Raw genomic sequence first — 21,817 nt, 5'->3', positions numbered from 1 at the left:
ATCTCTGTCTTTGCGCTAGCTTCGCCACAAAAGGAGTTGTCCCAAAATTATTTGGGCCAACTCCTTTTTGTACTTTTCTAGTGAAGTGGTAAAAAATGCGTTTACAAGGGTCCGAAAAAAGGGAAATCTAAGACATTACATGACGAACAGCTCCTTTTGAAAGCGTAAGGTTAAGAAAATGGGAACTATAGCCGATAAAAAGAGGGATGAGCATGAGCCAATTTAAAATTTATCTGTTGCTGGTCGCTATTATGTTTATTTGGGGCGTTAATCTTCCAGCAGTAAAATATTTAACTGCACAAATGGGACCGGTCACCATGACTTCACTCCGTATTTTTTTAGCGGCGTTAATGGTCTTTGGCGTCCTGTTTTCATTTGGCATGGCCCGAAAACTCACAGCTAAAGAGTGGCGGTACGTAGCGGTCGGATCGCTGCTCAATGTCGTCATCCACCATTACTTTATTTCGGTTGGACTTTCTTTAACTTCCGGAACAAACGCCGGATTGATTCTCGGGACCAGCCCTATCCTGACGGCTATCTTCAGTTTGGCGCTGCTTCGCATGCGGCCGTCGAAACTGCAGTGGATTGGCCTGATGCTCGGGTTTATCGGCGTATCCGCGACCGTATTGTCCGGAAATAGCGAAACGAGCCGAGTATCTATAGGGGATGTATACATATTACTCGCCATTCTTGGCCAGGTGTTGAGCTTTTTGGTCATCAGCAAAGCTTCTGAAACTTTGGATCCAAGGCTGCAGACAGGCTATATGTTTCTTGTGGGCTCGGCCGGCCTGTTTATGATCAGTTTGATCCAAGAGCCCGGGGAATGGCGGATGTTCGCTGAAATGAATGCAGCATTTTGGCTATTGGTGATTGCCTCCGGTGTGATTGCGACGGCACTTGGCCATATGCTTTATAATTATTCACTGGGCCAAGTCGGACCGCCAAAAGCCGCAGTTTTCATTAATTTAAATACATTATTCGCTTTGCTCGGTTCTGCGGTTTTTCTTGGGGAAACGATTACAGCCGTACATTTGGCAGGATTTGTCGTCATCATGTTCGGTGTGCTTTTTGGTTCAGGCGCTGCAGAAGAACTCTGGCGGATGAAAGCCAGAAATGCGAATCGGAAGAAAACGGTATAATTGAGCAGCACAAGTTTTTTTGAATGGAGTTTGAATAGATGAACATTCATCGCGTGAATGGAAATTATATAAGTGAGGCTGATCGATTGAAGGCTCGTTTCTACAGTTTAATCGGGTATGTCATCGGTTGGGGAAATATTATAGGCGGATTGGCGTTTGGGTGGTTTGTAATCGCCGATGAACAGGGTGCGACTTTTAGCGAATACCCGGTGCCTCTCGCCATGCTTATTTTAGGCGGATTTTCGCTATGGCTTGGGAAGACTACGATTCAAGGTACGGTTAAAGAGCATTTATACGCCATAAATTCCGTTTCGATTCCGCTTATTTTGTTTTATTTTATTGATGAAGTGGCGGTTTCGATTTGGGCCGTCGTCTTTTTATATTTGATGGTGGCTTTGATCCTTCAAAGTTTTTTGCTGGTTTCCTACGTGCTGGCGGTTTCACTCGCTGTATTAGTGAGCTTGATCGTCCTCGTGCCGGAGGAGCTAATGGTCGTGATTGGTACAGATCATCATCTTTTCCGCTTGGCTTTAATGATTTTGGCTGCAGGGCTCGCCTATTGGGGGCTGAAATCGATGAACAAACGGGAAAAGATGCTTTTTCACTATATGGATCAAGCGGAAGAGATGGCTTATCAGGATCCTTTCCTGAAAATCCCGAACCGGATGGATTTTAACTTATACATAGATTACATGCTGAAAGAAAAGCATTTCATTGTCGGCAAAATCGAAATCAATCATTTTCAATCGGTTTATGATGTGCTGGGGCATCAAAAAAGCGATGAATTGCTGAACTTAGTCAAAGTTCGCTTGGAGGATAAGCTGACCGGACATTCCTATTTGGCAAAAGCGGAAGGCAGCACATTTTTGATTGCTGTAGAAAATAGTTTTGCAAAAGAAGAAGTCGTTTCCTATTTTCAAGATATTCTGCAGGTCTTGTCAGCACCTTACGAATTGAAAAATCACAATTACATGCTGACATTCAGCATTGGGACGAGCTGCTCCAAAACGGATGGCCAGACCAGCGATGAATTGATGCGGCATGCACAATTTGCACTGGATAAAGCGAAAGATTCGGGCATCAACCGCTGGGTGTATTGTTCTGAAGAAATCAAACGCGATAGCATGAACCAAGTAAGAATTTCTGAAGCTTTATACCAAGCGGATTTGGAAAAGGAATTCTGTGTTGTCTATCAGCCTCAAGTTCAATTGGAGACAAACCGCATGGTGGGAGTCGAAGCGCTAGTGCGCTGGCAGCATCCGGAAATCGGCCCCATCTCTCCAGGAGTCTTTATCGAGATTGCGGAGAAGAACGGCTTCATTGTCCCATTGGGCAATTGGATTTTAGAGCGGGCATGCCGGCAAGTACAGGAGCTTACGGGGGTTTCCGAAGAGCCGCTGAAATTGGCGGTCAATGTCTCCTTTATCCAGATTCAGCAAGAGCATTTTGTGGAAGAAACGCTAGCCATCCTGAAAAAAACGGGATTCCCGCCGGAAAATCTGGAAATTGAATTGACGGAGCGGTCGCTGTTTGAAAACCGGATGGAAGATCTTCAAAAAATCGAAGAACTGAGGTCCCATGGCATCCGCATTGCCATCGACGATTTCGGAACCGGCTATTCTTCTTTCGGCATCTTAGCTAAGGTCAAAGTCGATAAAATCAAAGTGCCGCGCGAATTCATCGACCGGGTCGACAGCAACCAAAACAGTCAGCGCATCGTAGAGACCATCACCTCGATGGCAGAGCGTTTCGAGTTGACTTGCCTTGCCGAAGGCATTGAGCGGGAAGAGGAAAGTACGTTTCTCCGTCAGCTCATCTGCCAGGAAGTCCAAGGCTATTATTACGCTAAGCCCGTTGAAATCCATCAAATCAAGCAATGGAATAAACCCAAAGAAGAATTTTCGATCGAACTTCAGTAAAAATAACCATTCAAGCCGGTCCATCAAAGGACCGGCTTTTATTTATCCGAAATGAAAGTTTCATGTGGAACATGGAAGTTGGGGAATTATGATAAAGTTGAATGACAAGATGATTCTAGCAGAAATGGGGAGAAGTATGGAGAGCGAAAAAATTGTTTTGCGAAAATTGACAGAAGCGGACTTGCCGGATATTTTAGCAGTGGAAATCAAGAACAAGGACTTATTTGAACAATTTTCAGTAACGCGGAGTGCGGATTACTACACTTTAGAAGGACAGGCAGCGAGGCTGCAAAGGCAAGAAGAAAACCGTCAAAAAGACAAAGAGTATAATTTCGGGATCGTCTTAAAAGACGGGACTTTGATCGGCAGCATCAACTTGGTTCAAGTGGTTCGCGGCCCTGTTCAAAGTGCCATCATGGGCTATACCGTAGACCAGGACCATAACGGCAAAGGCTATGCCACAGAAGCCGTGAAGCTGCTCGTCAACTATGCATTTGAAGAATTATTGCTGCACCGCATCGAAGCAGGGGTGAAGCCGGATCATATCGCGTCCATCCGGGTTCTGGAGAAAGCAGGCTTCCATAAAGAAGGGATCAGCCAGAAAAACGTTCAGATCAATGGTGTCTGGGAAGACCATCAAATGCTTGCCATCATCAATCCGAACGATTAACGAAAGGCGTGCAGGTCAACTTCTTTGACAGGCTAAAGGCTGCGTGATAAATTACTCTTTGTCAACTTACTAAAAGTAAGTGTAAACAGAGGAGGCATTTCCATGTCAGTAAACGTAGAATCACCCTTATATAAAGTAATGAAAGAAAGAAAATCGGTGCGTATTTACGATCCGAGCTTCAAAATCGAAAAAGAAGAACTGGAAGAAATGCTGACACTTGCAACAAGTGCTCCGTCTTCTAGCAATCTTCAAGCTTGGAACTTCATCGTGATCCAAGATCAAGACGTTAAAAGAGAATTGCGTGCTATTGCGAATAACCAAGCGCAAGTCGAGCAATCATCAGCTGTTATTGCGATACTCGGCAATATCGACGCATACAAAAACGTTGAAAAAATCTACACGCAAAATGTAGAAGCCGGACATATGGACGAGTCCATTAAAGAACGGACTGTCGCTAATACGTATGCAACGTACCCGAACGCTCCTGTAGAAGCGAGAATGAATATCGCAGCATTCGACGCTGGGCTTGTCTCCATGCAATTGATGCTGATTGCAAAAGAGCGAGGCTACGATACAATCCCAATGGGCGGTTTCGACAAAGCGAAATTTGCTGAGAGATTCGAACTGCCGGAACACCTTTTCCCGATCGTCTTGATCGCTGTCGGAAAAGCGGCGGCTCCAGCTTTCGGAACAACGCGTCTGCCGTTAGAAGAAGTAGCAAAATTCATCTAAACCAAAACCTGAACTGCCGGCCGGCAGTTCAGGTTTTTTTATTGGATCGCGGCCAATCGGCGGAGTTGGGCGTATTTATAGAGAAGTTGGGAGTATTTCAACTAAAGTTGAGAGTATTCCAGTTAAAGTTGGGAGTAAAAGAAGGAACCGCCATTTACGGACGGAAAAAACTGCGAACTTCCGAGCGAGGCAGGGGAAACAGCCGGCCGTGGCGAAAACAGGTAGATGGATTCGTTAACTCAAGGAGGCAATCTAATGGCATTTCCTATATTTGAAACGGAACGATTGAATTTAGTACATATTACACAGCGCTACAAAGACGAGTTTTTTGATATCATGTCACGGGATGAAGTGACAAAATACTACGGGAGCGAAAGTTTAACCGATCCGGAAGAAGCAGCCCGCATCATTGATGCCTTTCAGTTTGGATATGAAAGCGGACGAGGCATGCGCTGGGGAATCATCTGGAAAGAGAGTGGACAATTTCTGGGGACGGTAGGATTGAATAATTTGAATGTCCGTGCGAAGAAAGCGGAGGTCGGCTACGAATTGCATCCGGACTTTTGGGGGAAAGGAATTACGAAAGAAGCAGTCAGTGAAATCTTGCGGTATTGCTTTGAAGAACGTGAGTTGTACCGTATCGGAGCCGTGACTTTCCCGGAAAATGAACCATCTAGCGGGCTCTTGAAGAAACTAGGTTTCAGCGAGGAAGGACGTTTGCGCGGCTACCTCTATCAAAAAGGCGAATCGCATGATGCATTGATTTTTTCATTGTTGAAGCCGGAATGGGAGGAAAGAACATGAAGCAAATTATCGCGCTTGGTGGAGGCGGCTTTTCCATGGAGCCGGATAACCCCTTATTGGATCAATACATTCTTCAGCAATCTGGAAAAGCAAAGCCCAAGATTTGTTTTATCCCGACAGCGAGTGGCGATTCGGAATCTTATACGCAGCGTTTCTATGATTTTTTTGAGAAGCAGGAATGTTCGCCTTCGCACCTTTCTTTATTCAACCCGCCTGCCGGAGACCTTGAGGAATTTGTGTTGGATCAGGACATTCTCTACGTCGGAGGCGGCAACACAAAAAACCTTTTGGCTTTATGGAAAGACTGGGGATTGGACGGCATCATTCGAAAAGCTTGGGAACAAGGAACGGTACTTGCGGGAATCAGTGCTGGGTCTCTCTGCTGGTTCGAAGATGGAATCACGGATTCTTACGGGGAACAGTTGGAGCCGATTCACTGCCTCGGTTTTTTAGCAGGCAGCAATTGCCCGCATTACGACGGCGAAGAAAATCGACGGCCGGTATATCAGCATTCAATTGCATCGGGAGCGATAAAAGGCGGAATTGCTGCAGATGATGGAGCCGCTTTGCATTATATCGGAACGGAACTCCATCAAATCGTCAGTTCAAGGCCGGCAGCAAAAGCGTACCAAGTTTCTTTTGATGGGGCTTTGCAGGAAATGGAATTGCCAGTCGTTTACTTGGGCAACCGGAATGACTGAGGAGAAAAAGATGAAAAACGAAGAAGATATTTTACGCGCGATCCAAGCGGACGCCTGCATGATGGCTGCACTCGAGACAGCGGGGCGACTGAATCTGCCGGATTGGTGGATCTGCGCAGGCTTTGTCCGGACCAAAATCTGGGATGAATTGCATGGCTTTAACGAACGGACGCCGCTTGAAGATATTGACGTGGTTTACTTTAATCCGGAAGCGGTGGATGAAGCGGAAGAAAAGCGCTTTGAAGAAAAGCTCCTTCAGCTGATGCCGGATTTGCCTTGGTCGGTGAAGAATGAAGCCAAGATGCATCACATCAATAGCCTTCCGCCATACGCATCTTCTATTGATGCCATATCGAAATTCCCGGAAACTGCAACGGCGCTTGCCGTTAAATTGGACGAGCGAGGGCAATTGGTTTTAGCAGCTCCTTGCGGATTAAACGATGTATTGAACTTAATCGTGAAACCGACACCGCATTTTATTGAAAATAAAGAACTAAAAGCGGTTTACGAAAAACGCTTGAAGACAAAGAACTGGCTTGTAAAATGGCCAAAATTAACGATTGATCGGATGGACAAAAACAGTTAGCGAAAGGACCTTTCACCATGAAAATACAGACAGAACGATTGGATTTCCGCTTCTATCGCGACGAGGATTTCGAATTCCTTTATTCCATGCTGGCGGACCCGGATGTCGTTCGCTATATCGGCAACGGCCAGACGCGGACTCGTGAAGGCGCAATGGAATTTTTGTACTGGATTTACCGCTCGTACCGGGAAGATCCGGATTTTGGTTTGCGCGTGCTTGTCCGGAAAAGCGATGGACAGCCCATCGGACATGCAGGGCTTGTCAGACAAACAGTCGAAGGGCAGCCGGAACTTGAAATCGGCTATTGGATCGCCAAGGAATATTGGGGGCAAGGGTATGCAAAAGAAGCAGCAAACGGCCTCCGCTATTACGGCACCCATTACCTTGCCAAAAAACGCTTCATTTCCCTCATCCAGCCCGGGAATATCGCTTCGCAAAAAGTAGCTGAATCGATCGGCATGGCGTTGGAGAAAAAAATTGTCATGAATGAAAAAGAAGTATGGGTTTATGCGTTGAAAGTTTGAGGATATTTTTCTGTAAAATTATGCTAATATTTAATTAACAATGAAAGGTGGAGATTGGAATGAAACAGGCAAGATTAAGTAAAGGACAAACAAAACGAGGACAACAGCGCACCAACTGAAGAGTGGAGAATACTCTCGGTTTGGTTTAGCTAACAGGAGGAGTATTCAATGTTAAACAAGCAAGGTTTTGATTTATGGGCAGGGCAGTATGACAAAACGGTTCAACTGAGCGAAGAAAATAACCAATACCCGTTTGCCGGTTACAAGGAAATCTTAAATACAATTTATAACGAAATTAGAGAACGGGAAAATTCAGAGGTGCTGGATATCGGTTTCGGAACAGGGATACTGGCGAGCCAGTTATATGAAAACGGCCACCAAATCGACGGCATCGATTTTTCATCGGAAATGATTGCCATTGCGAAAGCGAAAATGCCGGAAGCGAATTTATTGGAATGGGACATCACGGAAGGCTTGCCAAACGAGCTGGCAGGCAGAAAATACGACGCGATTGTCAGCACTTACGCTTTGCATCATCTTTCGGATGAACAAAAAGTGGATTTCCTGAAGAATCTTCGGCCGCTGCTTAAGGCAGAAGGCAAAATCTATATTGGGGATATTGCGTTCCAAACCCGTGCAGACTTGGAGAAATGCCGAAAAGACAGTGAAGGTTACTGGGATGAATCGGAGCATTATTTCGTCTACGAGGAAATAAAAAACAGTCTGGAAAATCTTTTCCATTGTGAGTTTTATCCGCTTTCACATTGCGGCGGTGTCATTGTACTGGATCCAGAGGCGACTAGATGAAAACGGTGAAAATCGGACCGTGGACAGTGAAACTCGATACGGAAAAAACACGCGATTTTTATAAAAAACACCATCGCATCACCGAAGATTGCAGCTGCCATCACTGCGAGAATTACAGTTTGGCTGTGGACTCATTTCCGGAACAAGTGCAAACTCATTTTGAACGGCTCGGCATCGATCCGCAAAAAGAAGGCGAAGTTTTTGTAGGAGAAGATGACGGGAAGGATATGCTTCTTTATATGGGGTTTTACCACGTGGTCGGCGAACTGGTCGAAGGGCCAAAACAGGCAGTGGCTGAAGAAGATGGATTGAGATTTTATTTTTCAGATCAAACGGATCTAGTGCCGGAAGGGTTTCCGGAACCGGTCCTGCAATGGGAATTTGAACTGGAAGTGCCGTGGCTTCTTGAGAAAGAGAAAAGGGATGCTTATGAATAAAGCGCGAATGGACGGCTTCACATCCTTCATGGATAGCCATTTTCCGGATTTGACCTTGTTGCCTGCCTTGTTTTATTCGTGGCCAATCGGCATTCGTTTTGAACTGGGCACTCACTGGAACAAAGGTTTAGGCTATGAAGGCAGCCCTTACCTTGAAAAAGTCTATAGCCGGGCCATTCGTTTATTTGAAGCGGGGCACGGCGAACAGGATGAATTGTACATCGTTACGCATCTCCCGGATTTTGGCGACTTGAAGCGAAACTGCAAAAAGCTGCTGATGACGCGCTATGTGAATAAGAAATCTTTGCGTTACCGCTTGATGCATCAAGAACGGCTGTACGTGATTCCGGAAGACAACGAAGAAGGACATTACAAAAGCCATTTTTTCGTTTTGCCGTGCCGGCGAAGCGAGATGGATTACACGGGTTTATTGAAGGAATGCTGCAACGAAGACATGGGATTCAAAAAAACGGTCTACCAGGAGATCTTCATCGTCAATAAAACCCGGAAAACCGTTTTCCATGTGTACGACGACCGAGGTTGCGACTTGATCGCCGCGTCTGTCGAAGCTATCCGGCCGATGTATGAAACCTTCAACGGCTGGATATTGGATTACGACCGCTTGCAAATCGATCAAGTTTTCAATGGAGGGAACACGATGAAGCCGGTAATGAAGAGAAGCGAACTGCAAAGCAAAGAGGACATCTGGAATGCCGTAATCTCAGCCATCAGCAATGTGGATTTTCCTTCCGGAGATCCGGCCGCCGATGAACTTTCCATCCTTTTTCAGTATTATTCCGAGAATGAAAGCGGCGGGCATGAAATTTTGCTGAATTGGGGCAGTGAATCGATTGAAGAGCAGGGCATTGATGCTTATCTCGAGAAACTCACATCAATCTTGGAGAAAATTGGAGCGGGCGAATACGCAGCAATCGAGCAGCGCTACTTGAAGGGAATCTGGCAGCTCTACAAGGAGCTGGAGCAAGACGAACTAAAAGAAGACGCTTTTCTAAAAGCGGTCGAGCAGGCCGATCGAGCCTACCAAGCCCTTGGAAAGCAGTTGGAGAACAAGATGGAAGCGTATTTTGTGGATGTTTATCCTAAGTTAATTGAAATCGTCGAATGATCGACAAGAGGCAAAGGGGTTGTCCCAAAAGTAATTTGGGACAACCCCTTTTGCGACGAAGCTAGCGCAGCGATGCAGGAGCAATAGTATAATCACACGCTTTATTAGAAACGAAGGGGTTTCTTGGGTGCGGACAGTAAAACAGCGAAAACGGACAGTATTTGGACGCGAATGGACAGTATTTTGAGGTGAACGGACAGTATTTGGCGCTTCATGGCAAGTAAGTTTACTATTAGACTGTACACCAGCCAAAAAGTTCATGGGGAAAAATAAAAAATTTCACCAGAAATAGCCGTTTGTCAGACTATTGCCATTTCTGCTATAGTACGAGTAAGGGCGGTATCATTGTTGAACTGCACCTGGCTATCCCATTTTCAACAAATGAATAGTTCTGCCTTGATCTTAATATGACAGGGACGGAGAAAACCAATTAACGTAAATTTCTGTCCGTCTGTCCATTTTTGGATTAGACGGGCTTTTTTGTCGGTTTTCCTCCCGGAAGGAGAGAAAAAAATGAAGAACACTGCATCATTCAGCAAAATGAAAACACAAAGCGAGAAAATCGCCATGCTGACAGCGTATGATTATCCATCAGCAAAATTGGCGGAAGAAGCTGGCATCGATGTCATTTTAGTAGGAGATTCGCTCGGCATGGTCGTGCTTGGCTATGATTCCACGGTGAAAGTGACAGTCGAAGACATGATCCATCACGGCAAAGCTGCACGCCGGGGTGCACCGGATACTTTCCTTGTCGTCGATATGCCGTTCGGTTCATTCCATGGCAGCTTGGACCGCACTCTTGAAAATGCTATCCGAATCTTTCAGGAGACAGGGGCAGAGGCTTTGAAACTCGAAGGTGCCGATGAAGTGATCGACGTCATCCGTTTACTGACGCGCACCGGTATCCCGGTAGTTGGGCATCTGGGACTGTTGCCGCAGACAGCCGGCGTTCTCGGCGGTTATAAAGTGCAAGGCAAAACAGCAGGTGCAGCTCAGAAATTGATCGAAGATGCCAAAGCCTGTGAAGCGGCAGGTGCTTGCATGGTCGTACTTGAATGCATCCCGTACCAATTGGCACGTGAAGTCACGGCGGCTGTATCAATCCCAGTTATCGGGATTGGCGCCGGCGCCGAAACAGACGGCCAAGTGCTGGTTTATCATGATACGTTGAAATACGGCTCGCACCATTTGCCGAAATTCGTCCGGTCCTATGCAGAAAGCGGAGAAATCATGAAAAACGGTTTGACGGCTTATGTAGAAGAAGTGAAATCAGGGGCATTTCCTGCCGAAGAACACCGCTTCACGATGAAAGAGGAAGAACTCCAGCAATTATATGGAGCCGGAAAATAGTAAAAAGCCCTGCTTGAAGGTTCAAGCAGGGCTTTTGTTTGGTTTATCTGATGTATGGAGCAGGGTTTACTGCATTTGAACGTGCACCGTTCCAAGATCCGATATGGATTTCAAAGTGAAGGTGAGGACCGGTTGAACGTCCTGTACTGCCGACTTCTCCCACTTTTTGTCCTTGGGAAACAGATTGGCCGACAGAAGCGCCAATCGAGCTCATGTGTCCGTAAACTGTTGCGTAAGACCGTCCGTTAATGGAGTGGGTCATGATGACAACATTGCCGTAGCCGTTCATATAGCCGGCATAAGTGACATAGCCGCTTGCTGCAGCGACAATCGGTGTGCCTGTTACATTGGCGATATCCATTCCAAGATGCGATTCCGCGCCTGCACCGATGTCGCGTCCGCCGAAGCCAGATGTAAATCTTCCTGGAGCCGGTTGGATGAAGGTTGCGCTGCCTGCCGCCGGTGCGACATAAGAAGAACCGGAGCTTGCGCTCTTAGCTGCTGCCGCTTTACGGGCAGCTGCTTCTTTTTTCTTGCGCTCCGCCTCCGCTTTGCGTGCAATTTCAGCTAGACGGGCTTGTTCTTTCGCAATTTTCTTTTCCAAGCTTGCGCTTAAGTTAAGTGCTTCATCGCGTTGTTTCTCCAAAGTGGATTTTTCTTTAGCCAAGCGGTTTTGTTCAGCTTTTAAATCTTTCTCAAGCCCAGCTTGTTCTTGTTTCTTGGCATCAAGCGAGTTTTTCAATCCGACCAATTCGGCTTTTTGCTTTTCTTGTTCGGCTAGTTTATTTTCAACTTCCGCTTTTTGCTCAGCCAAAAGTTTTTTATCATCCGCTTGTTCTTTCATGATTTGGCGGTCAGCTTCGATTAAGGTATTCACTGCTGAAAAACGGTCGATAAAATCGATGAAGCTGTTTGCTCCAAGCAATACATCTATGTAATCCACAGAGCCGCCGCTCAATTGGATGGCGCGCGCCCGGTCTTTCAATAATTCTTCACGTTCGGCAATTTTCCGTTCCAATTCTTCGATGGATTTTTTCAGTTCGTCGATTTCAACTTTTGTTTGATCGATTTGTGCTTGGACCCCGTCGATTTTCGCTTCGGTTTCCTGGATTTGCTGGTCCAATTTCTCGATTTGGCTGATGATCTTTTCAAGTTTCGTCTGATTTTCTGAAATCTCGCTCGCTTTTTGCTGGATTCCGGAATTCAATTCGTTTTTCTTTTGTTCGGCTTGCTGTTGCTTTTTCTCTAGGTCGCTTAATGCATCTGCATTCGCTGATGGCATGATAAGCGTCAAAGACAACACCGCGGCAATGGCCGTCGCAGCCCATTTCGATAATTGCTTCATGTGTTCATTTCCCTCCTGCATAACTGGTTCTCTCTATAAAATATTTTACTTGGATAATAAATTCATTTAATGGCTGGTACTGAAAAACAGCAACGAACCTATTGTAACATGATTGAAAACTGTTTTTTATTACAGTTTTGTATCAAAATTATGCCGATATACTTTGCGTGAAGAGACCTAATGCTCATAAAAGAGGAAAACCCCTTCCTTTAAAGAAAATGTAAAGGAAGGGGTTTTGTATCCTATATGAAAGTTTACTTAAAGGATTACGCTTCAATGCTTTCAGGATCCTCGGTTCGGACGACAAGTACATCACAATGGGCAGAGCGGATGATCCGTTCGGATACGCTTCCGAGGAAGATGCGTTCTGCTGCATTCAAGCCGGTAGCTCCGCAAATAATCAAATCGATATTGTATTTCTTGACCAAATCGACGGGAATCAACTTTTTAGGCGAACCGTACTCGATCACGACGTGGACATTTTCTGCTCCAGCGGAAGCGGCTGTTTGCTTATAGCCCGCCATCAATTTTTCAGAAGATGCCATCGCTTCTTTTGCGATTGCTTGGCTGTAAGCCTCCACTGAACCAAAAGATTGATTGTCGATAATATGGACAAGATACAAGTGGGATTTATTGCGGGCAGCGATTCCGATCGATTTTTTGAAGGCAAGGTCTGCTTCATTCGAACCATCCACCGCAACTAAGATATTTTGATATTGTAAGGGCATTTGAATTCCTCCTGTCTATATTGTTCTCTTTCCACATCCGTGCTGTAAATTCCTTTTTTATTTCATTATTCTTACATTAAAGTATGTCGATAAGGTGAAGAGCTGTTGAGTTTAACCCGGGAAGGGAAGAGATTTGTTTTGAGAAGCAATGTTCTATATATTGACTATAAGAGAAACTGAAGATTTGGGTGAAGATGATGGCGATGGCGGAATGGATTTTTATTGGAATTAGCGTGGTTTGGATCGGAGAATTCATTTTCTTTCGAAATCGGGGCGTCGGAGAAGGCGATCCTTACGAAAAAAAATCTTTCTATTATATTTTAGCCGCGCTCGGAGCTACGATTGCTGCGGCATTATTGCTGCAGGAGATCGGAACAGACACAGAAATTGGCCAATTTATGCGCTGGACTGGCCTCGTGCTATTTGCTATGGGTGTATTCTTGAGGTTCTGGGGAATCCTTCATTTGAAAAGCCAATTTACCCGGCATGTCACAGTCCGAGAAGGCGATGAAATCGTCAGTTCCGGCCCTTACCGGATGCTGCGGCATCCGCTGTATACGGCCTTGCTGCTGATTGGTATTGGCATGGCTTTATTTTGTACAAGCCTGATTGCGGCAATTTTGGGCGGAGCCGTCGTCATTTGGACTTTGCTAAAGCGCATCAGCTACGAAGAAGAGCTTTTGATCGAAAAATTCGGTCCGGAATATGTTCGATGGATGAAAAAAAGAGCAAGACTGGTTCCCTTCATTTATTAATGCCACAGCTGCCATAGTTGGCAGTTTTTTTATTGGGAAATTACATTTTTTGCTTCCGAAATATGATAATCTTTACATACAGGGAACAATATTCTGAGGAGTGAGGGTTCAATTTGGAACGGACGGCAGCAACTCAAAAATTCACGATAGAAATGGACCTGCATGCGGGCATTAAAAAAATAGAGAAGTCTTACTATAAAAATAGTTATCTTTTTCGAGAAGGCGATGATGTTGAAGGAATCTACATCATCCAGTCCGGAAAAGTCCAGATCGGAAAAGTGACGCCGGACGGTCGCGAACTTACATTGAAAATTTGCGGTCCGGAACAGATTGTCGGGGAAGTCACCGTGTTTTCCGAAGCTGCGAAATACATGCTGGATGCAAAAGCGATTGAAGATGTTGTTTGTACGAAAATCGCGATAGAAGATTTGGAAGAAGGGCTTCTGAAGAATCCTCGATTATCGGCGGCTTTCATGAAATGGATGGGCATCGATCAGCAAAAGACACAGACAAAATTCCGCGATCTTCTCCTTCACGGCAAAAAAGGAGCGCTCTACTCTACGTTAATTCGTTTGAGCAATAGCTACGGAATCCAGCAGCCTGAAGGCATTTTGATCGATATGGTCTTGACCAATCAGGAACTTGCCAACTTCTGCGGAATGACCCGTGAAGTGGTGAACCGGATGCTCAGCGACTTGAAAAAGGAAAAGATGATTTCGATGGTGGGTGGAAAAATGTTGATCCACGATCTTTCCTATTTAAAAACCCAGATCAATTGCGAAAATTGCCCAATTTCATTTTGCAAAATCGACTAGGAAAGTTAAACCAAATTATTGAATCAAAAAGGAGCTGTCCAATAAGTCGAGTAAGGACTTATTGGACAGCTCCTTTTACTTCTAATAAATCGTAGGGGAAAAATATTGCTCCTGCATCGCTTCGCTAGCTTCGTCGCAAAGGAGTTGCCCCAAATTACTTTTGGGGCAACTCCTTTTTTGTCTAAAATTCGACAGACGCCATAAAAAGGGGGGCATGTGTGAGAAATATCACAATGTTCGAAGGCAGAAAAGATTACTTTAGGAGTAAGAGATTGATAGAAGAGGTGAAGGGAAATGAGAAAAAAAAATGATCATGCGAATATAGACCTCCGCGGCACCTTGATCAGTGTATTTTTTGTGGGTGTTGTGATTGTGGCCATGTGGGTCATCGTCTATTCCATGTATGTGGCAAGGTGAAAAAGGAACAAAGAAAAAGGAGTAGAGGAATATGCATCTTCATAAATTCGAAAAAATTTGGCTGGCGTTCGGAATTGTTGCGTTAGCAGTGTTTCTAGGTGTCGTCGGCGTGAGCGCATTTTCACAGGACCATACCCCAGCAGGCGGGATGGACACGATCGATCCGAAAAAAGTGAACGAGACAGCGCCTTTCGATAAACCGGGAGTGACGCAATTGGATGACGACACATACCAAGTGGCAATCGTCGCTATGGCTTTCGGCTATAATGCGCCGGATCTGCGGGTGCCAGCCGGAAAAGAAATCATCTTCAAAGTGACCAGCACCGATGTGGTCCACAGTTTTACGATTGATGATACAAAAGTGAATATGATGGTCGTGCCGGGGCGCATCACGACAAAATCCTATACATTCGATAAACCCGGAAAATACTTGATTCTCTGCAATGAATATTGCGGAACAGGGCATCATATGATGTTCAATGAAATAGAGGTGTATTAAACATGATTGCTGCACAAGATCGAAAAATAGCTTTATGGAATATCGGCGTTGCGTATACGGCCTTTTTAATCGGGACCTTATGCGGGCTGCTTCAAGTTTTTATCCGGAATGATGCACTTCAATTGCCGGCTTGGCTGGATTATTATCAAATTTTAACGGCACACGGTGTGCTGCTCGCACTTATATTTACGACCTTTTTCATCTTTGGATTTTTCATTACCGGCATGAGTAAAAGTTTGGGGACGTTCGGCCCGAAAGTCCGTCTGTTTTCATGGATCGGCTTCTGGGTAACTTTGCTTGGCACGGTGATGGCGACAGTCATGATCGTTTCCGGTGAAGCTTCAGTCCTTTATACATTTTACGCACCGCTTAAAGGCAGCGGCTGGTTTTACGTCGGCTTGGCATTGGTCATTGTCGGAACATGGATCAGCAGTTTCGCTTTAGTCGGCCATTATGTGGTGTGGCGCAGAAACCATAAAGGGGAACTCAGCCCTTTATTCGCTTTTATGACGATTACGACGATCATCCTTTGGATTATTGCCTGTTTAGGGGTTGTGGCAACGGTCTTATTCCAATACATCCCGTGGGCATTCGGCTGGACAGATACCATAAATGTTGAATTGAGCCGTTCCCTGTTCTGGTATTTCGGACATCCGCTTGTCTACTTCTGGCTGCTGCCTGCTTATATGGCTTGGTATGTGATCGTACCGAAAATAATTGGCGTCAAAGTTTTCAGTGATTCCTTGGCACGCTTATCGTTTGTCTTATTCATCCTATTTTCCATTCCGGTCGGGTTCCACCACCAGTTGACGGAACCGGGGATATCGAACTTCTGGAAATTTCTTCAGGTAGTTTTGACATTCATGGTTATTATTCCGTCTTTGATGACGGCATTCTCCATGTTCGCCAACTTTGAGATAGCGGGACGCAAAAAAGGCGGAACCGGTCTATTCGGCTGGTTCACAAAACTTCCGTGGAAAGATGTCCGCTTCACTTCCATCTTTATCGCCATGGCATTCTTTATTCCCGGTGGTGCCGGGGGAATTATCAATGCAAGCTTCCAGTTGAATGAAGTTGTTCACAATACCTTATGGATTGTCGGCCACTTCCATATTACGGTCGGTACACCGGTAGCGATGACTTTTATGGGGATGACGTTCTGGCTCATTCCTTACTTGACCGGCCGTAAATTTACGAAGTCAATGCAAATTCTCGGATTCGTCCAAATCATCACATGGTCGATCGGGATGCTTCTGATGTCAACAGCCCAACACGTCCTAGGGCTTCTCGGTGCGCCGAGACGGACCGCGTATTCAGGCTATAACGGGCACGAGTCCGCTCTTGAATGGTTCGATGGCATTTTAACCAATCATGTAACGATGGCAGTCGGGGGAAGCATCCTCTTCCTCTCCGCCATGATTCTCATCTATATCGTCGTCATGACGATGTTCTTGTCGCCGAAAGCTGTAAAGCCGGAAGATGTAGTCGAATTTCCGCTGGCAGACAGCGACAAAGAAAATACACCGAAATGGCTGGAGAATTGGTGGATTTGGATCGGAATCGCTGTCTTCCTGATTGTCGCAGCTTATGCGATTCCGTTAAGCCACATGATTCACCATGCACCGCCTGGATCGGAAGGATTCAAAACTTGGTAGGAGTTGAGTGAAATGTTGATCACCGCGTTATCATTAATGATTATCTTCATCGTTTTTACTGCCATGCTGATTGAAACGAGTATTTCTGACGAAGAATAAAACGAAAACTGCCTTTCCGGACAACGGAGAGGCAGTTTTTTTCTTTCCAATAAAAAAACAGACTATTCAGCAATGAGGCTTCATGCCTATAATGAATTACTACAATAAAAATTACTTAAGTCGGGGAACAGGAAGTGGCAGGATGGAAATATTTTTAGAACAGGCTACAGCAGAAGATGCAGCGGCACTCCATGGATTGCAGAAAGCGGCTTTTCAGCCTTTGCTGGATAAGTACCAGGATTTCGAAACCAACCCTGCCAACGAATCCATAGAACGGCTGTTGCTGAGAATCGAACATCCGGCAGGGCGCTTTTATAAAATCATAGCAGACGGAAAGTTGGCTGGAGGTATCCGGATCCATTGGAAAGACGACCGTCAATACTGGATCGGGCCGTTATTTGTCGACCCTTCGTTTCAAGGTTGCAGCATTGCCCAGAAAGTGATGAAGCGAGTGGAAGAAGATTTTGCACAAGCGGCTACGTGGGAATTGGCCACCATTCTGGAAGAGCGGGGCAACTGCCATTTGTACGAAAAACTGGGGTATGGACAAACAGGAAAAACCGAAAAATTGAATGGGAAAACGACGCTCGGCTATTTCAAAAAAGAAGGGGCTGCCAGAAAATGAACTACACCATTAAACCGCTTCAAGGCTTCAGCGAAAAAATCGGAGAATTGCTGTTCCAGCTTGACCACACACGTTCTCTTACCAAAGTTGAAGTTGCTGGGCTTCAAGTATGCGAATTGGATTATGTGGAAGACGCCGCCAGCAATTCAATCGGGGCGCTTCTATACCATATGGCAGCGATTGAAAAAGTCCATCAAGTGATTGCGTTTGAGAAGCGTGATTTGACAGAAGAGGAGTTGGCAGATTGGTCGGCGGCTCTTGAGTTGGGGGAAAGCGGACGAAAAGAGATTCCTGGAAAATCGGTGGGCTTCTATCTTCAGCTGCTTGATGACACACGAAAAGAAACCTTGCGCCTCTTTAAAGAAAAAGAAGACCACTGGCTTTACGAAGAAGGCGTTTGGCCGAACGGCGTTTCGTTCAATCATTATTATTTATGGTTCCATGTGATGGAAGATGAAATTAGCCACCGCGGACAGATCCGGCTGCTTAAACGAAAATTAAAAGCGGAGACGACAGCCGATGAATGAGCCGATAGAGAAAAGAATTCAATTGCGGGAAATCGTGGAAGAAGATTGGGGAAGTGTCCATGCTTACGCATCTTTGGAAATAGTTTCTCGCCATCAAGCCTGGGGACCAAATTCAGAAGAAGACAGCAGGGCCTACGTGCATGAGGTGTTGAAGGAAGCAGAAGCCATTCCGAGAAGGCAATTCGTTTTCGCGATTGCAGTCGGAGAAACGAAAAAGATGATAGGAGCAGTTGAATTGAATATCCGGGACGAAGTCAATCGGACTGGTGAGATCGGCTATATTTTGCATCCGGATTTTTGGGGCCGGGGCATTGCGGGAAAAGCAGCTGACCAGGTTTTGCAATTCGCATTTAATGGCCAGAAACTTCATAGGGTGTTTGCGACCTGCGACCCTAGGAATACCGCTTCCTATAAAGTGCTTGAGAAGTTAGGCATGTCAAAGGAAGGACGGCTCCGGGAAAATATTCAATTGCGGGACGGTTGGCGGGATTCCTTCGTCTACAGCATCTTAGAACAGGAATGGAGAGAGTCAAGGCAATGAAGAAAATCCAATTAGTGAAACACGACTTGAAATACGCGGAAGACATACATACATATTCCTCAGCACCTCCTGTGAAAGATGCATTAGGATTGCCGGATGGCACGGTTGAAGATACAAAAGCTTTTATTAGAAGAGTGCAGATAGAAGAGCAGGAAAAGAAAACGGTGCCTCGCGTCATTTTAAATGAAAATGGAGAACTGATTGGACTGACCGATCTGATGTTCATCGACAGAAGCAAAAAATCCTGCCATATGGGCACCTGGATTGCCCATCCGTTCTGGGGGCAAGGATACAATAAGGCTTCTAAAATCGCCATTTTGAAAATCGCATTTGAAGAGTTGGGCTTGGAGCATGTGTTTGCCGGTGCGCGGAAAGTGAACATCCGGTCGCAAAAAGCTCAGGAGAAATTGCCGTTCATCCGCCTTAACGCAGAATCGGCTTTCCCGGAGGAGCTGGCGGCCCTGGAAAAAAAGGAAAAACAGCCATGTGTATTAAATGCCTTTTATCGCGAGGATTTCTTGAATTTCGTCAAGTATCGTTAATTTCCATTAAGAAAATCAAAAAACTGCCGATAGTAAAAGAAAAGCCGTTTTCGTAAAAACGGCTTCAAAACATCACGAAGATTTGGGAGAGACGATATGACACTAAAGATGAAGACTGCGGGAACAATTGGACTCACGATGGCAGCATTTATCGTATTGCTTTTCCTTTTTATACGTCCGGTTCTGCTTGATGACGCCGAGTTGTTGGATGAACAATCCCTTGAAATCGATATGGAGAGAGTGAAGAGCTATATCCAGTCAGAAAAATCGGATTTACAGCGGCTGAATAGGGACTGGGCCATTTGGGATGATTCGTATACATTTGTACAAAACCGCAATGAGGCATACATCGATTCTAATTTGATGAAGGAAACCTTTGAAAACAATGCTGTCAATTTAATTATCTATACAGATAGTAAAGGAGAAATCGTCTACGCTGAAGGATACGATTTAACGGACGGTTCGGCATTGAATCTGAACGACAGCTTGCAGAATATTCCTGAAATCCTCGAGAAAACTAAAAAAGAGGATGGCCTGGCGATTATAAGAGACGGAAACTATAGCCATGTATTATTTAGCGCGGGAGAAATTTTGACGAGCGAAGAAGAAGGACCGCCAATGGGCCATCTGATCATGGGGATTTTTATGGATGAAGCTTTTTTTGAAGCGATGCGCAATGAATTGGCGATAGACGCTCAGGCAGTGAACGAAGAATCGGTAAATCCAGGTATCCGGGAGCTCGATAACGAGATTTTAATCGGCTCAATCGCAGTCGGCGATGGATTAAATCTTGAGGTGCTGAAGGAAAGAAAATATTTTCAGCAAAAATCAAACAGTATGAATGATCTGTTCCTTGCTTTATCGGTAGCTACAGTATTGTTGGTCATCCTTGTCTACTATTTAATGGATATGCTGGTCTTATCACGGATTTCGTATCTTTCCGTGCAACTGAAAGATGTAGATTTCGACAAAGCCCAATCATTGGAAGTCGAAAATTCCAGAAATGTGGAAGATGAAATCACCGATCTGGAAAATTCGATCCAAAATATGCTGACAAGTTTGGAAAAAGCCCATGCCGATGTATCAAAGCTGGCCTTTTTTGACCAACTTACCGGCCTTCCAAACCGATTCAGCTTGTATAAAGATTTCTTAAAGCGCATCGAAAAAGAACAGGCTTCTTTTTCCGTCCTGTTTTTCGACTTGGATGGCTTCAAGCGGATTAACGATTTATATGGCCACAATAGCGGCGATGAAGTATTAAAACAGATTGGCCGGCGCCTGAATGCCAAGTCTTTGCGGAAAGGAAGCCGCTTGTATCGGATCGGCGGCGATGAATTCATTTTGATTTCAGATACTGCCGAAAGGACGAAATTGACCGGTGAAATCACAGAAGTGATGGCAGCGATCCAGAAAGTATTCAATCTAGGCAAAGTGACCACCAGCGTTTCGGCAAGCATCGGGATCAGCTTTTATCCGGCGAACGCCAGAACTTTGGATGACTTGTTGCAATACGCGGATGTCGCGATGTACGCAGCAAAAAAGAATGGCAAAAACAATTACGTTTTCTACGAAGACATCACAGACAAGCATCTGTACAAATATTTGTTGAATCTTAAAAATGACTTAGTGGATGCCGTTGAAAATAATGAGTTTTTCTTGGAGTACCAGCCCATTATGGACAATAAAGGCGAGCGCATCCAAGCTGTAGAAGCGCTCATCCGCTGGAATCACCCGAAAGAAGGACTGATTGCGCCTTTGCGTTTCATTCCGTTGGCAGAAGAAACGGGAATGATGAAAGACATCGGCGATTGGGTCATTCGCAATGCGGTAAAGGATATTCAAAAATGGAACGAAGAAAATGGACAGGCGCTTTCACTGGCGATCAACGTTTCAAAAGCCCAGCTGAGATTTAAAAGCGAATTGATCGAACTGATTGACGACGTCCTGGAAGAAAACGATTTTCCGGCGCATCAGCTGCAAATCGAAATCACGGAAAGTGATACGGTAGCAGAACATGAAGAAATCGTGGCTTTCATCAATGAGTTGAAGCTGCGCAATATCCAAGTTGCCTTGGATGATTTCGGCGTTGGGACTTCCTCGCTGTACCATCTCCTGGAACTGGATGTCGATATCGTGAAAATCGACCGCAGTTTCCTTCGGCAAGTGCCTGCCAGCGAAAAAGACACGGCCTTGCTGAAAGGAATTTACAGTACCTTGTATGACTTGAATATTCAATTGGTGACGGAAGGAATCGAAACGGAAGAGCAGCGCGATTTCGTTTCCGCAAAAAACGGCTCGTATCTGCAAGGCTTCTATTTCAGTAAACCGGTTCTTCTGAAAGAGTTGAAGAAGATGCAGGAGAGTTGGGAAAAGACTTTATTGTAAAAGGGAGCTCGTCCATATTTTTAAGAAAGATGTGAAAATGGCAAAAACCTGTTATGATAAGAGGATTCCCAGAAAGTAACGGAGTGATA

General features: G+C 45.2%; 24 protein-coding genes. 22 read left to right on the top strand and 2 right to left on the bottom strand.

Annotation, left to right across the window (positions count from 1 at the left end; genetic code table 11):
* Window positions 1–212 precede the first annotated feature (212 nt).
* The 12 genes from NFU07_RS08665 to panB all read left to right on the top strand — a co-directional run bounded on the left by NFU07_RS08665 (window position 213) and on the right by panB (window position 10,795).
* On the top strand, window positions 213–1,139 hold the full coding sequence (locus NFU07_RS08665) for a DMT family transporter (RefSeq protein ID WP_251476776.1): 927 nt from the start codon (window positions 213–215) through the stop codon (window positions 1,137–1,139).
* Between the two features lie 38 nt (window positions 1,140–1,177).
* Complete coding sequence (locus NFU07_RS08660) at window positions 1,178–3,058, top strand: EAL domain-containing protein (protein ID WP_251476774.1); 1,881 nt, start codon at window positions 1,178–1,180, stop codon at window positions 3,056–3,058.
* 136 nt (window positions 3,059–3,194) lie between these two features.
* Window positions 3,195–3,728, top strand: a complete 534-nt coding sequence (locus NFU07_RS08655; RefSeq protein WP_251476772.1) for a GNAT family N-acetyltransferase — start codon at window positions 3,195–3,197, stop codon at window positions 3,726–3,728.
* A gap of 102 nt (window positions 3,729–3,830) precedes the next feature.
* Entirely contained in the window at window positions 3,831–4,460 is a 630-nt protein-coding gene (locus NFU07_RS08650; protein ID WP_251476769.1) for a nitroreductase family protein, read from the top strand.
* A gap of 255 nt (window positions 4,461–4,715) precedes the next feature.
* Window positions 4,716–5,264 carry a GNAT family N-acetyltransferase gene (locus NFU07_RS08645; protein ID WP_251476767.1) on the top strand — a complete coding sequence of 183 codons (549 nt, stop codon included), beginning with the start codon at window positions 4,716–4,718 and terminating at the stop codon, window positions 5,262–5,264.
* Window positions 5,261–5,965: a Type 1 glutamine amidotransferase-like domain-containing protein gene (locus NFU07_RS08640; RefSeq protein WP_251476765.1), complete on the top strand. Its 705-nt coding sequence runs from the start codon at window positions 5,261–5,263 to the stop codon at window positions 5,963–5,965. The genes NFU07_RS08645 and NFU07_RS08640 overlap by 4 nt, the downstream gene beginning before the upstream one ends.
* A gap of 10 nt (window positions 5,966–5,975) precedes the next feature.
* The gene (locus NFU07_RS08635) at window positions 5,976–6,551 is read left to right on the top strand and encodes a nucleotidyltransferase family protein (RefSeq protein ID WP_251476763.1); all 576 of its coding nucleotides are present in this window, start codon (window positions 5,976–5,978) and stop codon (window positions 6,549–6,551) included.
* A 17-nt stretch (window positions 6,552–6,568) separates the two neighbouring features.
* Window positions 6,569–7,075, top strand: a complete 507-nt coding sequence (locus NFU07_RS08630) for a GNAT family N-acetyltransferase (protein WP_251476761.1) — start codon at window positions 6,569–6,571, stop codon at window positions 7,073–7,075.
* Window positions 7,076–7,243: 168 nt separating this feature from the next.
* Window positions 7,244–7,882 (top strand): class I SAM-dependent methyltransferase, encoded by a 639-nt coding sequence (locus tag NFU07_RS08625; protein WP_251476760.1) that lies wholly within the window; start codon window positions 7,244–7,246, stop codon window positions 7,880–7,882.
* Window positions 7,879–8,319 carry a hypothetical protein gene (locus NFU07_RS08620; protein ID WP_251476758.1) on the top strand — a complete coding sequence of 147 codons (441 nt, stop codon included), beginning with the start codon at window positions 7,879–7,881 and terminating at the stop codon, window positions 8,317–8,319. Before NFU07_RS08625 ends, NFU07_RS08620 begins: the two co-directional genes overlap by 4 nt.
* A complete protein-coding gene (locus NFU07_RS08615) occupies window positions 8,312–9,445 on the top strand; it encodes a DUF3885 domain-containing protein (protein WP_251476756.1) in 1,134 nt (377 codons plus the stop codon). The genes NFU07_RS08620 and NFU07_RS08615 overlap by 8 nt, the downstream gene beginning before the upstream one ends.
* A gap of 513 nt (window positions 9,446–9,958) precedes the next feature.
* The gene (gene panB / locus NFU07_RS08610; protein WP_251476754.1) at window positions 9,959–10,795 is read left to right on the top strand and encodes a 3-methyl-2-oxobutanoate hydroxymethyltransferase; all 837 of its coding nucleotides are present in this window, start codon (window positions 9,959–9,961) and stop codon (window positions 10,793–10,795) included.
* A 43-nt stretch (window positions 10,796–10,838) separates the two neighbouring features.
* Here the strand turns inward: panB and NFU07_RS08605 are convergent, their stop codons facing one another.
* Both NFU07_RS08605 and NFU07_RS08600 read right to left on the bottom strand, forming a co-directional pair.
* Window positions 10,839–12,140 (bottom strand): murein hydrolase activator EnvC family protein, encoded by a 1,302-nt coding sequence (locus NFU07_RS08605; protein ID WP_251476752.1) that lies wholly within the window; start codon window positions 12,138–12,140, stop codon window positions 10,839–10,841.
* A 266-nt stretch (window positions 12,141–12,406) separates the two neighbouring features.
* On the bottom strand, window positions 12,407–12,868 hold the full coding sequence (locus tag NFU07_RS08600) for a universal stress protein (RefSeq protein ID WP_251476750.1): 462 nt from the start codon (window positions 12,866–12,868) through the stop codon (window positions 12,407–12,409).
* 203 nt (window positions 12,869–13,071) lie between these two features.
* On the opposite strand from NFU07_RS08600, the gene NFU07_RS08595 reads away from it, so the two are divergent.
* The 10 genes from NFU07_RS08595 to NFU07_RS08550 all read left to right on the top strand — a co-directional run bounded on the left by NFU07_RS08595 (window position 13,072) and on the right by NFU07_RS08550 (window position 21,728).
* Window positions 13,072–13,623: a methyltransferase family protein gene (locus NFU07_RS08595; RefSeq protein WP_235197628.1), complete on the top strand. Its 552-nt coding sequence runs from the start codon at window positions 13,072–13,074 to the stop codon at window positions 13,621–13,623.
* Window positions 13,624–13,775: 152 nt separating this feature from the next.
* Entirely contained in the window at window positions 13,776–14,438 is a 663-nt protein-coding gene (locus NFU07_RS08590) for a Crp/Fnr family transcriptional regulator (RefSeq protein WP_251477165.1), read from the top strand.
* A 294-nt stretch (window positions 14,439–14,732) separates the two neighbouring features.
* Window positions 14,733–14,855 (top strand): cytochrome C oxidase subunit II, encoded by a 123-nt coding sequence (locus NFU07_RS08585; RefSeq protein WP_251476749.1) that lies wholly within the window; start codon window positions 14,733–14,735, stop codon window positions 14,853–14,855.
* Window positions 14,856–14,886: 31 nt separating this feature from the next.
* Window positions 14,887–15,354: a cytochrome c oxidase subunit II gene (locus tag NFU07_RS08580; protein ID WP_251476747.1), complete on the top strand. Its 468-nt coding sequence runs from the start codon at window positions 14,887–14,889 to the stop codon at window positions 15,352–15,354.
* A 2-nt stretch (window positions 15,355–15,356) separates the two neighbouring features.
* On the top strand, window positions 15,357–17,009 hold the full coding sequence (locus tag NFU07_RS08575; protein WP_251476745.1) for a b(o/a)3-type cytochrome-c oxidase subunit 1: 1,653 nt from the start codon (window positions 15,357–15,359) through the stop codon (window positions 17,007–17,009).
* A gap of 241 nt (window positions 17,010–17,250) precedes the next feature.
* Complete coding sequence (locus NFU07_RS08570; RefSeq protein ID WP_251476743.1) at window positions 17,251–17,733, top strand: GNAT family N-acetyltransferase; 483 nt, start codon at window positions 17,251–17,253, stop codon at window positions 17,731–17,733.
* Window positions 17,730–18,260: a mycothiol transferase gene (locus NFU07_RS08565; protein ID WP_251476741.1), complete on the top strand. Its 531-nt coding sequence runs from the start codon at window positions 17,730–17,732 to the stop codon at window positions 18,258–18,260. Before NFU07_RS08570 ends, NFU07_RS08565 begins: the two co-directional genes overlap by 4 nt.
* Window positions 18,253–18,801 (top strand): GNAT family N-acetyltransferase, encoded by a 549-nt coding sequence (locus NFU07_RS08560; protein ID WP_251476739.1) that lies wholly within the window; start codon window positions 18,253–18,255, stop codon window positions 18,799–18,801. The genes NFU07_RS08565 and NFU07_RS08560 overlap by 8 nt, the downstream gene beginning before the upstream one ends.
* Complete coding sequence (locus tag NFU07_RS08555; RefSeq protein ID WP_251476737.1) at window positions 18,798–19,343, top strand: GNAT family N-acetyltransferase; 546 nt, start codon at window positions 18,798–18,800, stop codon at window positions 19,341–19,343. The genes NFU07_RS08560 and NFU07_RS08555 overlap by 4 nt, the downstream gene beginning before the upstream one ends.
* A 96-nt stretch (window positions 19,344–19,439) precedes the next feature.
* A complete protein-coding gene (locus tag NFU07_RS08550) occupies window positions 19,440–21,728 on the top strand; it encodes a bifunctional diguanylate cyclase/phosphodiesterase (protein WP_251476736.1) in 2,289 nt (762 codons plus the stop codon).
* Window positions 21,729–21,817 lie beyond the last annotated feature (89 nt).

Origin of the sequence: Planococcus sp. NCCP-2050, from assembly GCF_023708025.1 — a bacterium.
In the GTDB taxonomy this organism is placed as follows: domain Bacteria; phylum Bacillota; class Bacilli; order Bacillales_A; family Planococcaceae; genus Planococcus.
This window is presented reverse-complemented; position numbering and strand designations above follow the sequence as displayed.

What these genes read in the sequence shown, in the direction of transcription:
- NFU07_RS08605 (WP_251476752.1), bottom strand. Translation starts at nt 12,140, where the DNA reads ATGAAGCAATTATCGAAATGGGCTGCGACGGCCATTGCCGCGGTGTTG.
- NFU07_RS08645 (WP_251476767.1), top strand. Translation starts at nt 4,716, where the DNA reads ATGGCATTTCCTATATTTGAAACGGAACGATTGAATTTAGTACATATT.
- NFU07_RS08575 (WP_251476745.1), top strand. Translation starts at nt 15,357, where the DNA reads ATGATTGCTGCACAAGATCGAAAAATAGCTTTATGGAATATCGGCGTT.
- NFU07_RS08625 (WP_251476760.1), top strand. Translation starts at nt 7,244, where the DNA reads ATGTTAAACAAGCAAGGTTTTGATTTATGGGCAGGGCAGTATGACAAA.
- NFU07_RS08630 (WP_251476761.1), top strand. Translation starts at nt 6,569, where the DNA reads ATGAAAATACAGACAGAACGATTGGATTTCCGCTTCTATCGCGACGAG.
- NFU07_RS08660 (WP_251476774.1), top strand. Translation starts at nt 1,178, where the DNA reads ATGAACATTCATCGCGTGAATGGAAATTATATAAGTGAGGCTGATCGA.
- NFU07_RS08640 (WP_251476765.1), top strand. Translation starts at nt 5,261, where the DNA reads ATGAAGCAAATTATCGCGCTTGGTGGAGGCGGCTTTTCCATGGAGCCG.
- NFU07_RS08580 (WP_251476747.1), top strand. Translation starts at nt 14,887, where the DNA reads ATGCATCTTCATAAATTCGAAAAAATTTGGCTGGCGTTCGGAATTGTT.
- NFU07_RS08655 (WP_251476772.1), top strand. Translation starts at nt 3,195, where the DNA reads ATGGAGAGCGAAAAAATTGTTTTGCGAAAATTGACAGAAGCGGACTTG.
- NFU07_RS08560 (WP_251476739.1), top strand. Translation starts at nt 18,253, where the DNA reads ATGAATGAGCCGATAGAGAAAAGAATTCAATTGCGGGAAATCGTGGAA.
- NFU07_RS08590 (WP_251477165.1), top strand. Translation starts at nt 13,776, where the DNA reads ATGGACCTGCATGCGGGCATTAAAAAAATAGAGAAGTCTTACTATAAA.
- NFU07_RS08600 (WP_251476750.1), bottom strand. Translation starts at nt 12,868, where the DNA reads ATGCCCTTACAATATCAAAATATCTTAGTTGCGGTGGATGGTTCGAAT.
- NFU07_RS08635 (WP_251476763.1), top strand. Translation starts at nt 5,976, where the DNA reads ATGAAAAACGAAGAAGATATTTTACGCGCGATCCAAGCGGACGCCTGC.
- NFU07_RS08550 (WP_251476736.1), top strand. Translation starts at nt 19,440, where the DNA reads ATGACACTAAAGATGAAGACTGCGGGAACAATTGGACTCACGATGGCA.
- NFU07_RS08665 (WP_251476776.1), top strand. Translation starts at nt 213, where the DNA reads ATGAGCCAATTTAAAATTTATCTGTTGCTGGTCGCTATTATGTTTATT.
- NFU07_RS08555 (WP_251476737.1), top strand. Translation starts at nt 18,798, where the DNA reads ATGAAGAAAATCCAATTAGTGAAACACGACTTGAAATACGCGGAAGAC.
- panB (WP_251476754.1), top strand. Translation starts at nt 9,959, where the DNA reads ATGAAGAACACTGCATCATTCAGCAAAATGAAAACACAAAGCGAGAAA.
- NFU07_RS08650 (WP_251476769.1), top strand. Translation starts at nt 3,831, where the DNA reads ATGTCAGTAAACGTAGAATCACCCTTATATAAAGTAATGAAAGAAAGA.
- NFU07_RS08570 (WP_251476743.1), top strand. Translation starts at nt 17,251, where the DNA reads ATGGAAATATTTTTAGAACAGGCTACAGCAGAAGATGCAGCGGCACTC.
- NFU07_RS08585 (WP_251476749.1), top strand. Translation starts at nt 14,733, where the DNA reads ATGAGAAAAAAAAATGATCATGCGAATATAGACCTCCGCGGCACCTTG.
- NFU07_RS08595 (WP_235197628.1), top strand. Translation starts at nt 13,072, where the DNA reads ATGGCGGAATGGATTTTTATTGGAATTAGCGTGGTTTGGATCGGAGAA.
- NFU07_RS08620 (WP_251476758.1), top strand. Translation starts at nt 7,879, where the DNA reads ATGAAAACGGTGAAAATCGGACCGTGGACAGTGAAACTCGATACGGAA.
- NFU07_RS08565 (WP_251476741.1), top strand. Translation starts at nt 17,730, where the DNA reads ATGAACTACACCATTAAACCGCTTCAAGGCTTCAGCGAAAAAATCGGA.
- NFU07_RS08615 (WP_251476756.1), top strand. Translation starts at nt 8,312, where the DNA reads ATGAATAAAGCGCGAATGGACGGCTTCACATCCTTCATGGATAGCCAT.